The following is an 11,891-nucleotide window of genomic DNA, read 5'->3' as shown; positions in this document are numbered from 1 at the left end:
AAACGGCGTTGGAGGGTGCCGGTTTGCTGGAGCGCTTACTTCCTTCGCGGCATCGTGAAAATGGCCGGATCCAGCGGCGCGCGCCGCCGGCACAAGAGCTTTGACCTGCCCGGATCCATTATCAAACCGGAGGCGAGCGGCCGGCCTCATCCTCAATCTATGTTGTTTGCCGCCAGCATAAGTGCTGCCGCATCCAGCAGATGAAAGACGGGAAGCCCGGTCGCCTTGCGGATTGCGTCCGCGTAGGGAGGCAGATTGCCGCATTCGAGAAGAATGGCGGAAAGACTAGGCTCGCTTTTGCACAGTGCGCGGGCGGTGTTGCAGACAGCCGCCTCCATGGCCTCGCGCTCAAAGGTCCGGTTCTGCTTTTCCTTGGTCGCCAGGAATGTCTGGGTGAAGACCGGTTCGCCATCCATGCCGGCGATCGCCACCCGTTCCGGCGCGATTCCTGCAGCAGCAAGCGCATTCGGCCCGAGGGCCTGCCGTGAGGCTGTGAGAATGCCGATCTTTCCCGGACAAGTGGCGGCGATGACTGGATAGAGTGTCAGGCTTGAAAGCATGACCGGAATTTTCACGGCGGCTGCAATTTTCTTTTGTGAACTCACCAGAAAGCCGCAAGTGGAGACAATCGCGCTTGCACCACTCTTTTCTAGATCAACCGCTGCCTCAATGAAGCGCTCGAGCAGTGCGCCATCCGGCTCACCGTCGCGGACGATTGCCGGGCTGTCAGCGCCATCAATGATCACGACTTTTGAGGCAAAGGGGTAGCTGTCCGGACAGCCCACGTCGCCCTTGATCCTGGGGAACGTCGTATCCAGTGCCAGAATTCCGATAAATGGTTCCAAACGCGCAGTCATCATTGGGGTCGAGGTCTCTTGCTGGCATTTGCTGTGCTTGGTTACATATTGACGGGTAGCAGTATCGGTGCGCCGCAAACAGCTGGAAATTGACGGCCAATTGAGGAAGAAATTTCAGTTTGATGGCTGACGCCGTCACTTTGACGGTTTTTGCCGGAATCCCGGCAAAAACGCCGATACCCGTTTATAAAAAAATGGCTAAGCTCTAGCCTGCGAAAACAATACCAACAAAGCTAGTGGGAACAGTAACATGATCAAGAAAACAGGACTTCTCGGAGTTTCATTCTTCGCACTGGCGGCTGTTCAGGCGCATGCGGAAAGCTGGGACATGCCGATGGCGTATCCTGCCAGCAACTATCATTCAGAGAACGGCGCCAATTTCGCCAAGTGCGTTGGCGAAGCGACCAAAGGCAGCCTGACGATAACGACCCATCCGGGCGGCTCGCTCTTCGCAGGCAACGACATCAAGGGCGCGGTTCAGAAGGGCCTTGTGGCAATTGGAGAACGCCTCATGTCCGCTCACGCGAATGAAAACCCGCTCTTCGGTGTCGACTCTATTCCTTTCCTGGCAACCTCTTTCGACGCATCCGACAAACTCTGGAGCACGGCTCTTCCGGATATCAAGACTGCCCTCGAAGATCAGAACCTCGTCTATGTCTATTCAGTCGCCTGGCCGCCCCAGGGAATTTACGCCAACAAGGAACTGAACTCCGTTGCTGACCTCAAGGGGCTGAAATTCCGCGCCTACAATGCCGCAACCGCGCGGATCGCATCGCTGGCTGGCATGCAGCCGGTGCAGATTGAAGCGGCCGACCTCAGCCAGGCATTGGCAACGGGCGTGGTGGAGAGTTTCATTTCTTCCGGCTCAACGGGCGTCGACTCCAAGGTCTGGGAAAGCCTGACCAATTTTTACGACGTGCAGGCATGGCTGCCGCGTGACGTGGTCTTCATCAACAAGGACGCCTATGACGCCCTGAACGATGACACGAAGAAGGCGATCATGGATTGCGGCGAGCAAGCATCGGTGAACGGCGAAAACATGGCCAAGAACCTGACCGCCAAATATCTCAAGACACTGGCCGACAACGGCATGAAGGTTGCGCCGCCGTCTGACCAGCTCAAGTCGGATCTGGAAGGTCTCGGTGAAAAGATGACCGCCGATTGGCTGGAAAAGGCTGGCGATCAGGGTAAGAAGATCGTCGAGGCTTACAAGCAAGCCCAGTGATCCCGCAATAGATGCATCCCGGTGCCTTGAAGGGTGCCGGGATGATTTTCATTTTGTCTGAGGATCATTATGAGCGCATCATTTCGCAAGCATCCGGTCGGCAATGCGCTGGACCGTCTTTATCTTTCTGCCGGATATCTGGCCGCTGTCTGCCTGTTTTGTCTCCTGCTGGTCATCGTGGCGCAGATGGTGGCGCGCTGGACCGGGCTGACGTTTCCGGGCGGCACGCAATACGCCGGCTATCTCATGGCGGCATCAACATTCCTGGCCTTTGCCTATACGCTGAACAGCGGGGCGCATATCCGCGTCGGCATTTTTCTCGCAGTATTGGGTAAACAACGGTTTCTTGGAGAAATCTGGTGCCTTGTGATTGGTGCGATCGCCTCTTCATACGTCGCCTGGTACTCCTTCAAGCTGGTTTACTGGTCCAGAAAATTCAATGACCTCAGCCAGGGTCTCGACGCCACACCCCTTTGGTATGTGCAAATTCCGGTCGCCGCAGGCGCCATCATCCTCGCCGTTTGCTTTATCGACAACCTCCTGACCATGCTGTTCACGGGACGGGACAATATCGATGAAGGTGGCGAAGCGGGACTCACGGAATAGAACAATGACTGCTGAACTCGCTCCCATCATAATTTTTCTTTTCATCCTGTTTCTGCTCCTGGGTTCCGGCGTCTGGGTCGGGCTTTCCCTGCTCGGCGTCGCCTGGGTGGGCATGGAACTTTTTACCAGCAGGCCCGTTGGCGATGCGATGATGACGACCATATGGCGTTCGTCTTCGTCCTGGACGCTGACAGCGCTGCCCCTTTTTATCTGGATGGGTGAAATCCTGTTTCGAACGCGTCTCTCCGAAGACATGTTCAAGGGCCTCTCTCCGTGGATGGCAAAGCTGCCGGGCAGGCTTCTTCACACGAATGTCGTCGGCTGCACCGTCTTCGCTGCCGTCTCCGGTTCATCGGCCGCGACCCTGATGACAGTCGGAAAGATGTCTGTGCCGGAACTGCGCCGCCGCAATTACCCGGAGGAACTGGTAATCGGTACCCTGGCGGGCGCGGCCACCTTGGGTTTGATGATCCCACCGTCGCTGACGTTGATCGTCTATGGCGTGACGATCAACGAATCCATCACCAAGCTTTTCATGGCCGGCATTGTGCCAGGTATCATCCTCGCGTCTTTTTTCATGATCTACATCGCGGTCATGTCGAAGGTCTCCAAGACCTACGCACCTGACGCAGAGCCCGAGATGTCCTTCGTCGAAAAGCTCAAGAATTCACGATTTCTGATCCCGGTGGTCAGTCTCATCCTGGTTGTGATCGGCTCGATGTATCTGGGATTGGCAACAGCCACCGAGGCCGCGGCCTTCGGGGTGGTGGGATCTCTGCTGCTCGCCGTCCTGCAGGGCTCGCTGACCTGGGTTTCGTTTAGGGAAAGTCTGCTGGGAGCCACCCGCACTTCAGCCATGATCGGCCTCATCCTTGCGGGCGCGGCCTTCCTGTCCTTGTCGATGGGCTTTACCGGGTTGCCCCGCATTTTGGCGGAATGGATCAATTCCTTCGGTCTGACCCGGTTTGAACTTCTGATGGCCTTGCTGGTGTTCTACGTGGTTCTTGGCTGTTTCCTCGATGGGATATCCTCTGTTGTTCTGACCATGGGCGTGGTGGAGCCGATGATCCGGCAGGCCGGCATCGACGTGCTCTGGTTTGGCATCTTCATTGTGGTGGTTGTTGAAATGGCACAAATTACGCCGCCGGTGGGCTTCAACCTCTTCGTCATGCAGGGGATGACGGGCCATCAGATGAGCTTCATCGCGCGCGCCGCGTTTCCCATGTTCCTTATCATGGTGCTGATGGTCTTCGTGCTGATCTTCTTCCCGGATATAGCAACCTGGATGCCCGAGCATATGCGCGAAATCCACTTCTAGCGGCCCGGAAAAGGCTCTTTTGCAAAAAAAACCAGCTGGCAAGGAAAGCCCCTCGTTCTCTACTGTCAAGCGGTCTGACCTTGTAGATTCCGGGCGGGCAGTTCCATGGCTTCTGTCAACGCGCCCGGGCCGATACCAAAGCGCGTTCAACGATACGCGCTTCCCTGGCCTGCCCCCATGGGGTGATCCGTTTGGAATGTTAGTGCATGGTCGGCACTGTTCAATGTCGTGATGCCTTGGCAGGCTTTCCTGTTGTCGCTGTTTGGACCATTTGCCCTCAAGGGCGGTGAATCCCTGATGGATATGCTGAAAATCGACGAGCCAAAGGTCGCACCTCTCGCACTCAGTTCTTCGATCTTCAGCGTTATGGCAGTCGGCATCGTCGGGCGCGGCGTGCCGCAAGATGGTTTTTCCGGCATCAAGGAATGTGCGTACGCTTTCCAGCACGCGTCAGTTTCCCTTTCGACACAGCTTCTGGGCGTGGTCGTTATTGTGGCGGGTACCGGCATCTTCGCTTTGCTCGTGACGCTGTTGATCGAGAAGACAATTGGACTGCGAGTGTCGATGGAGGTGGAAGCGGCTGGCCTCGATAGCGCCATGTCACAGGAGCTTCTCATTAACACCGGCGAGATCAGCCCGACGGCAGTAAACTGAGGCAATGCTAACTTGGTGAGAGTTGGAACACCGCTATCGCGGCGGTAAATTGCCGCGATAGCTCTTTCCGCGTGGTGGCCGTCAAAACATGAAACGCTCTAGGCAGTTACTGAAGATCGGCAAATGCCGCGCGCAGGCGTTTGACCGCCTCCTCGACCATCGGCCGGGGGCAGGCGAAATTGAAGCGTAGGAAGTTTTCGCCGCCCGTTCCAAACGTCGGCCCGTGGTTTACGGCGATGCGGGCATTCTGTTGTACCCGGCGGACAAACTCCTCACCGCTCGAGCAGGCATCCGACCCATCCACCCATGCCAGATAGGTCGCTTCGAGCGGCATGGAGAGAAGCCCTGGAATGCGGGCAATACCGGCGTCGAATGCCTTCCGGTTGCCATCGAGATATTGCATAAGCGCGTCGACCCATTCCGCGCCTTCTGGCGAATAGGCTGCGGTCACCATCTCGATCCCGAATGAATTGGGCGACGTGCCCATGGCGGCGTGACGCTTGGCGAAGTCCTCCCGCAGTTTTTGGTCAGGAATGATGACATTGCCGACATGCGCACCCGCAATGTTGAAGGTCTTGGTTGCAGCGGTCATCATGACAAGACGAGTGCTGATATCGGGGGCAGCGATGGCCATGGGAATGTGCCGGTAGCCGGGAAAGACCAGATCCGCGTGGATTTCGTCCGACACGACAATCAGACCGTGACGCTCGGCGAAATCGGCCACGCCGCGCAGTTCTTCGGCTGTCCACACCCGCCCGCCCGGATTATGCGGTGAGCACAGAAGCAGCAACTTCTCCCGGCCGGTCATGCGATCATGCCAGTTGTCGAAATCCATCCGATAGCGGCCGTCTTCCTGCGCCAGCGGAAGCTCGCGGATTTCCCGCCCGGCAGCACGCACCACTCGGGCAAAGGCATGGTAGACCGGCGTCATCAGCACGACGGCGTCGCCCGGCTGCGTCCAGGTATCGATACAAAGAGCCGTTCCGTTGACGAGACCGTGCGTGGTGAAGATCGATGCCGGATCCAGTTCCCAGCCTTGCCTGTTCATCATCCACCAGCAGATGGCATTCTTGTAGGCACGGTCGTCGCCGAAATAGCCGTAGATTCCGTGCCGAGCCATACGTTCCACTGCGAGCTGCACCACCGCCGGAGGACGGAAGTCCATGTCCGCGACCCACATCGGCAAGCCATCGTTTGCGGACAATCCGTAGAGCGGCTCCATCATGTCCCATTTGGAGCAATGGGTGCCGCGGCGGTCGATAATCTCGTCAAAATTCATGATTTGCTCCGCTGGATGAGGGGAAATCCCGACATACTGAGGCTTATCCCCTAAATGTCATTTGGCGTCGGGCCAAGATCCGGCGCAGCAGTTTCGATCAGCGAGATATAGGGCCTCCCGTCGCGGCGCTGCCTATGCTCCTCAAGAGCCTTCTCCAGCAGCGCGGGATGCGCGATCAGTTCCAGCGCTGTCCCTGCCATGGTGACTGCGGCCCGCAGCATAGCCCTGTGGGCGGCCGGACTGCACCCCTGGGCCACGACCTGCCAGCTATGGCTGGGGGTGCCGGCAGCCCAGGTCGCGGTGGCGCACTCGACCGTAGGTACGATCCAGCTGACATCGCCGACATCGGTGGAGCCGGTGCCCTGGCTCATGCGGCCATCGAAGGGCCGCAATCCCTAGTGTCGTTTGGCAGTTAAATGCAAGAATGCGGCAGTTTTGGCATGTTTGGGCAGTTAATTATGAGAACGCAGCGCTTTGATTCTCAGATTAACTGCATTTGGGTAGAGTGTTTCATTCGGGAGGCGCTGACAAAGAACGGCATAGCTTCCCGGTCGAAGCGTCGCCGGTGCAAGCCCAAGGTGGACCGCGGCAGCATGTGAAGCATTTCAACTCCGCTGGAATGCACCATTGCAACACCGGCCAGAAGGGCAGCTCGCAGATGTAGTGGCAAGACTGGATTCTGGGGCGTTGGGAAGCTGGTGCAACTTTCGGCAAGTACGTGATCGAGTTCCGGGATGATTTTTCCCAGCACTCTAAATCGCCACAGTTCTTCCTCGGCCGGGAAAGGCAACTCTATTCTGCGCATGAGCAGCAGATGCACAATCCCAGCCGGCGACGCCCAAGTCTTGACGCCACGCCGGGCTTCATCATCGAGCAGCTTCTCTCCATGAAGAGCAGTGTCTAGATATTGCCGGAAAAGGGAGGCTCGTTCGTGATCATCAACATCCCGGAATTGGTTTCCGCACAATGGGCACGTAATGCGCCAGCCCTGCAGTTGGCCTCGCAGGACGGGCACCGGTTCCAGACCCGCGCTGCAGTTCACGCAAACCTGCGTTGGTCGTGCTGCGATGAGCCGACGCGATGCTTGCGCAATATCTGTAAAGGTCATTTGACGTATCGCGGGCGGCTTCGTGGCGAACATGTTGGCCAGGCGGATCTCCTGATCATTAGTTAGATCGAGATCTGCGCTACGTAGGGAACGGATTTCTGGAATGCAGTGCCGCAGCGTGATCAGCGGAGAGACCTCATAGAAGCTGGCGTGCCGGCCGGTCCAGGAGGACAGAAGCTCGTCGGTGACGGATGGCAATATCACCGGCAGCCGCCGTGTCGCTACGACGTGCATCATGCGTAGGCCGCTTCGGTATCGAACTCTGGTTCCCAACTTTCGATGGCTTCGTCTGTAATGCGCTCATGGCCATTCTCGACGGCATCGATCGCGAGGCTGTTGATCATGTAAAAGATATTTGCGGTGATACCCTCGGTGATCTGAAGAATCCGTCGCAGTGATTTCGCCGTCAGCACAGAGGGTTTGCGCAGAGGCGTATTACGCAGGATGGATACGACCAGGGTTTCGAACTGGTCGTTGGCCGCCCATCGGCTCAACGTGAACTGCTGGAAACGGCGTGCAAGCTGAACGTCGCCACTGATGGCCTCGCGCGCCTCATTGACGCCGAAGCAGACCAGCGAGATCTGGAGTCGATTGCTGAGGAAGCGGAGCGTGTTCAAGACGATGCGTTGCTCACGATAGGATCCGGCGAGGATGTTGTGTACCTCGTCGATGACAAGCACCTGTACGCCGATCGCCTCCATGATCCGCAACGCAGCCTGTTCCATTTGGGCGATATCGGCGCGTGGTCGCTGAGGTGCGCCGAGCAGGGTTAGGAGTTTGGCGTAGAACCGTCGTTCACCGGGACGGCTGGTCATTTCCATGGCCAGGACTGGTGTCTTCAACGTGCCCGTTAGCGGATTGAAGCATCGATGGATGCTCGTCCCGGAAGCGCTTCATGATCATGGTCTTGCCCATGCCGCTGTCGCCGTAAATCGCGACAGAGGGCATGCGCGTGCCGCGTGGGTGGTCGAGGAGCGCACTCAGCCGGCCCAACGCCTGTTTAGCGCGTGGGTAGAGCACCCATCGGCGTGATCGTATCGCACGAATGCGCCGTTCGTCCGTTTCGGCAAGCAGCGCCGCAGCCCTGACGGTCAGGTGGGAGACTTCATCGTTCATTTTCACTCCAGCTCAATCCGTATCCTCAACAAAGGGTACAGGTTTGCTGGAGTCGACACCGCGGAGCGAGCCCCATCCGCCATCATCCACCTTCGATTTCGAAGAGGAGGCCTTACTGCGTCGTGCTGCTGCCGTTTTTTTGGTTGCCGCCTCGACGAGCTCACGTTGTGCGATCGCAGTACGGACGATGGCGCGGGTATCTGCTTCACGGCGCCCCTTTGCAAGCAGGCTGCGTCGTGCCGTAATCGCTTCATGCAAAGTGACTGAAGGTAGGGTCACATCGGCATAGCGGGCTTCCACGAAGTTCCCGGATGGCCGTCGAACGAAGATGCGCGCCATATCGCGCGGATCAAATTTGACAAGCAGTCGCCGGTCCGAACGACCGACGTCGGTATTGAGTGCTGCCGACCAATAACGCAAGCCGAACAGGTGAATGCCTGTCGGGCGCAAGGTTCGCTCCTGCTCGGGCAGAAAGGTGAGCCAGAAACGAAGCCTGTCTTGTGGCAGCCTAAGAGGAATCTCGCCCTCGTGCTCCCGCCACACCGCGTTGGGCGGCCGGCCAAGGCTGCTGTGGATCGACTGATGATAGGCGCCCACGATGTCGAGAGCGATGTACCGCTCGAGTTCCCGAAGCGTTAGCGCCGCATGCCGCTTGGAATTGTATTCGCCAAGCTCCTGCGGGTTGCTGAAGGTCGTTCCAGGCAAGAGATGCAGCCTCCCCATCTGCGTGCCGATCAGGCGTTCGATATGACCGCCGAAATGCGGCTCCCCCGGTGGCCGCCACTCGATCGCAATGCCGGCGTCTTCGCATCCTCGCTTGAAGGCCCGGCTGCGGAAGTCGGGACCATTGTCAACATGCACTATGTCCCGCAGACCAGCGACGGGCCATGGCTCCGTGATCTCGCGTTCCCGGAGCCATGCGGATTTGTCGAAAACGGAGTGTAACAGACACAGGCTGGTCGACAGGCGGGATGGCGCTTCCATCGTGAGATAGAAGCCGGTCACCATCCGGCTGCAGACGTCCATCGCTAAAGTTAGCCATGGTCGGCCGAGAGGTTCCCGCGTCTCCTCGTCAACGACGAAGATGTCAGCTTTTGTATGGTCGATCTGGACCACTGCCAGGGGACGAGGGGCTTTGAACAATCCGGGAACGGCCGTTGTCGCCTTGACGATCGTCTGTTCGCCGCGCCGCTTTGCGCGCTTCTGCAGGTCGATGTCCTTAAGGCGAGCGACGACCGTTCGCCGATGCGGTGGTTTCAATCCGGCCGAGATGCAGTTCGTCTGCACGTCCCGCACCAACTGCGAGATCGTCGGTCGTGTTCGCTTCAGGTAGAACTTTTTGATAGTCGTGCCAACGATCTCCTCCCGCTTTTCGTCCAGCGTACGATGGCCCTCCGGCCGTCCGCGCTTACGATCGGCCAGAGACAGAACGGTCCCGCCGGCGCGGAACAGCTTTACCAGCCGGTAGGCCGTCGCCTGGCTGACATCCATCTCGACAGCGAGCCGGGAAACGTCTGCGGCGGTCGCACCGTCAGGATTGCGCTTCAGGAAGCTACGGATCGCATCTGCCCGTCGGCAAGCTTCATCCCAGAGCGCTTCGTCAATCTCGTCAGGGAACCGATCATTCATGGCAGGCTCGCGAGGAAAACATCGCGAACGTCATTCTCACATTAAGTGACAAAAGCCAAGCCGTGTTATCAAATTAACTGCCCATTCTCAAATTAAGTGCTGGCTCAAACGACTGAAATCGTTGGTGCCCTATTCTTAGAATTAAATGGAAAGCCACAGCACTGTTCAGGCCGATCACGGGCTGTTCCAGCAGCTCTGGAGCCAGGTCTTTGACGATGGCTTCGATCATGTCGTCCAGATCGGCAATCTCATCATGAAGTTCAAGGTAACGTCGTGCCAGCGATTTGAGAGAGATGCGATAGGCTTCCTCAATCTGGCGATAAGCCGTGAGATCAGGCCGCCAAGCTGCCAACGTGCGGATCAACTGCATACGCGTCATTTGACGCAGTGGGTCTCGTAATTTGTCAGGCGCACAGACAATTGTCGTCTGGATCATTTGCAGGGCAATGCGGCGGGCTTGAACGGCAGTCTTCCTGCAAACTCTTAGAACACGGAGGCTTTCGACCATTCCATCCCGGCTTCCTGGTGTCACGGTGTGTCGTTTTGCAAAAGCTGCGTGGGCCGCACTTTGTGCATCGAAGTCATCATTTTTTCCTCGACGGCGACGGTCCTGTTTGTCGGGTGCCGTCACTTCCAACACTTCGACGCCGGCCGCTTGCATGTAGCGCAACAAACCCGCGCCATAGCTGCCAGAGCATTCAACACCGATACGCTGCAAATCGCCGAATGACCGCATCCAGGTCAGCATCAAACGATATCCGTGTCGTGTCGTGTCGTGGTAAAGCTCTCGGTGCCGAGAACTTGGTCACGGAGGTCAACGACAGCCGCTACATGCAAATCCTTGTGGGTGTCGACGCCACCAACGATCTGAGACGCTTCTGGGTGTTCGGCCATCCGAAGTTCCTTTCCTGCGGCATGTAAACAAGCTTCACTCAGAAGGAGGCAGGGACAGGACAGTCCTGAGACCGGATGGTCAGGCCCTTCTTGGGTCACGGCAGCACCTTTGAGATAAAGCCTCGCCGCAAGGCGTTCCCGGATGATCGACAGGTCCAGGGAAAGACACACGTCGGGTCGATCGGAGTGAGGGTCAGATCACGCCGGAAAGCCACGCGGCACAAACCCAGCGAATGGTCGATCAGTGTTTGAGTCAAACCACCCGAGAACTGGCACCAATCGTATGACTATCGGAATGATGAAGTAGCGCGTCTGGTTTTCCCCGACCGCTTCGATACAGAAGTCCGCCTCCATCGTGATCGACAATCGCCACGACAGAACCCTTCGGCTGAACCAGTCCACGACGGCGCAGAGGTAGACAAAACCACGCGCCATGGGGATGTAGGTCAGGTCCATGGCCCAGACTTGATTGGGACGGGTGACCGCCAGCTTGCGCAGGAGATAGGGATAAATCTTGTGACCTGGCGCTGGTTTTGAGGTGTTTGGACGGCGATAAATCGCCTCAATGCCCATCTTCTTCATCAGCGTAGCGACGTGCAGCCGCCCGACCCCGATCCCTTCACCCTTCAAAAGCCCCTGCAACATTCGACTTCCCGCGAACGGATACTCGAGATGCAGCTCATCGATCCGGCGCATCAGGGCAAGATCGACGTCCGGAACAGGACGCGGCGAATAGTAGACGCTGCTACGGCTGAAGCCGAGGAGCCTGGCCTGCCTCACGATCGGCAGCTTGTGCTCGCGGTCAATCATTTCTTTCCGCCCAGCAATCCCGCCTTGCCGAGCGCACCGGATAAAAAATCATTCTCCAGCGTCAGTTCGCCGATCTTGGCGTGAAGCGTTTTCACATCGACGCTCGGTCCGGCCGGTTCCGCCTTCGCTTCATCACCGAAAACGCCCGTCGCTCCCTCAAGGAGCTGGTCTTTCCACTGCTTGATCTGATTGGAATGCACGTCGAACTGCTGGGACAACTCCACCAGCGTTTGCTCGCCTCTGATCGCGGCAAGTGCCACCTTTGCCTTGAAAGCCGGGCTATGGTTCCGGCGCGGTCGTCTCGTCATCGTCTCTCCTGTTTCCGGCATCTAAGCCAAAGTCAGGCAGAAATTCCACTTATCCCAGCTGTGCAAATTTCCCGAGCCAGCTCTTCT

Annotated in this window: 9 protein-coding genes and 3 pseudogenes; 4 read left to right on the top strand and 8 right to left on the bottom strand. The window is 57.7% G+C overall.

Annotated features, from left to right (window positions below; genetic code table 11):
* Window positions 1–152: 152 nt before the first annotated feature.
* A complete protein-coding gene (locus IG616_RS13815) occupies window positions 153–860 on the bottom strand; it encodes an aspartate/glutamate racemase family protein (RefSeq protein WP_192148750.1) in 708 nt (235 codons plus the stop codon).
* 247 nt (window positions 861–1,107) lie between these two features.
* Here IG616_RS13815 and IG616_RS13810 point away from each other — a divergent pair, with 247 nt between their 5' ends.
* From IG616_RS13810 to IG616_RS13795, 4 genes are all read left to right on the top strand, one after another.
* Window positions 1,108–2,082 carry a TRAP transporter substrate-binding protein gene (locus tag IG616_RS13810; protein ID WP_192148749.1) on the top strand — a complete coding sequence of 325 codons (975 nt, stop codon included), beginning with the start codon at window positions 1,108–1,110 and terminating at the stop codon, window positions 2,080–2,082.
* Between the two features lie 69 nt (window positions 2,083–2,151).
* Entirely contained in the window at window positions 2,152–2,688 is a 537-nt protein-coding gene (locus IG616_RS13805) for a TRAP transporter small permease (protein ID WP_192148748.1), read from the top strand.
* 4 nt (window positions 2,689–2,692) lie between these two features.
* Entirely contained in the window at window positions 2,693–4,006 is a 1,314-nt protein-coding gene (locus tag IG616_RS13800; RefSeq protein WP_192148747.1) for a TRAP transporter large permease, read from the top strand.
* A 216-nt stretch (window positions 4,007–4,222) separates the two neighbouring features.
* Window positions 4,223–4,660, top strand: coding sequence for an ammonium transporter family protein (locus IG616_RS13795; RefSeq protein ID WP_281393098.1), 438 nt, complete (start codon window positions 4,223–4,225; stop codon window positions 4,658–4,660).
* Window positions 4,661–4,766: 106 nt separating this feature from the next.
* Here the strand turns inward: IG616_RS13795 and IG616_RS13790 are convergent, their stop codons facing one another.
* The 7 genes and pseudogenes from IG616_RS13790 to IG616_RS13760 form a co-directional block, all read right to left on the bottom strand.
* Window positions 4,767–5,939, bottom strand: coding sequence for a MalY/PatB family protein (locus tag IG616_RS13790; protein WP_192148745.1), 1,173 nt, complete (start codon window positions 5,937–5,939; stop codon window positions 4,767–4,769).
* 50 nt (window positions 5,940–5,989) lie between these two features.
* On the bottom strand, window positions 5,990–6,310 hold the full coding sequence (locus tag IG616_RS13785) for a hypothetical protein (RefSeq protein WP_246476228.1): 321 nt from the start codon (window positions 6,308–6,310) through the stop codon (window positions 5,990–5,992).
* 110 nt (window positions 6,311–6,420) lie between these two features.
* Entirely contained in the window at window positions 6,421–7,284 is an 864-nt protein-coding gene (locus IG616_RS13780) for a TniQ family protein (RefSeq protein ID WP_192148744.1), read from the bottom strand.
* Window positions 7,281–8,163, bottom strand: a pseudogene (locus IG616_RS13775) (TniB family NTP-binding protein). Before IG616_RS13775 ends, IG616_RS13780 begins: the two are co-directional and overlap by 4 nt.
* Before the next feature lie 12 nt (window positions 8,164–8,175).
* Entirely contained in the window at window positions 8,176–9,792 is a 1,617-nt protein-coding gene (locus tag IG616_RS13770; protein ID WP_192148743.1) for a Mu transposase C-terminal domain-containing protein, read from the bottom strand.
* Between the two features lie 186 nt (window positions 9,793–9,978).
* Window positions 9,979–10,686 (bottom strand): annotated as a pseudogene (locus tag IG616_RS13765) (IS110 family transposase); the annotation flags it as partial.
* A gap of 303 nt (window positions 10,687–10,989) precedes the next feature.
* Window positions 10,990–11,804 (bottom strand): annotated as a pseudogene (locus IG616_RS13760) (IS3 family transposase); the annotation flags it as partial.
* Window positions 11,805–11,891 lie beyond the last annotated feature (87 nt).

This window comes from Roseibium litorale (assembly GCF_014842915.1).
Taxonomy (GTDB): domain Bacteria; phylum Pseudomonadota; class Alphaproteobacteria; order Rhizobiales; family Stappiaceae; genus Roseibium; species Roseibium litorale.
This window is presented reverse-complemented; position numbering and strand designations above follow the sequence as displayed.

Bases quoted from the DNA above. Each gene is read 5' to 3' on its own strand.
- IG616_RS13815 (WP_192148750.1), bottom strand. From the start codon at position 860: ATGATGACTGCGCGTTTGGAACCATTTATCGGAATTCTGGCACTGGAT.
- IG616_RS13810 (WP_192148749.1), top strand. From the start codon at position 1,108: ATGATCAAGAAAACAGGACTTCTCGGAGTTTCATTCTTCGCACTGGCG.
- IG616_RS13805 (WP_192148748.1), top strand. From the start codon at position 2,152: ATGAGCGCATCATTTCGCAAGCATCCGGTCGGCAATGCGCTGGACCGT.
- IG616_RS13800 (WP_192148747.1), top strand. From the start codon at position 2,693: ATGACTGCTGAACTCGCTCCCATCATAATTTTTCTTTTCATCCTGTTT.
- IG616_RS13790 (WP_192148745.1), bottom strand. From the start codon at position 5,939: ATGAATTTTGACGAGATTATCGACCGCCGCGGCACCCATTGCTCCAAA.
- IG616_RS13785 (WP_246476228.1), bottom strand. From the start codon at position 6,310: ATGAGCCAGGGCACCGGCTCCACCGATGTCGGCGATGTCAGCTGGATC.
- IG616_RS13780 (WP_192148744.1), bottom strand. From the start codon at position 7,284: ATGATGCACGTCGTAGCGACACGGCGGCTGCCGGTGATATTGCCATCC.
- IG616_RS13770 (WP_192148743.1), bottom strand. From the start codon at position 9,792: ATGAATGATCGGTTCCCTGACGAGATTGACGAAGCGCTCTGGGATGAA.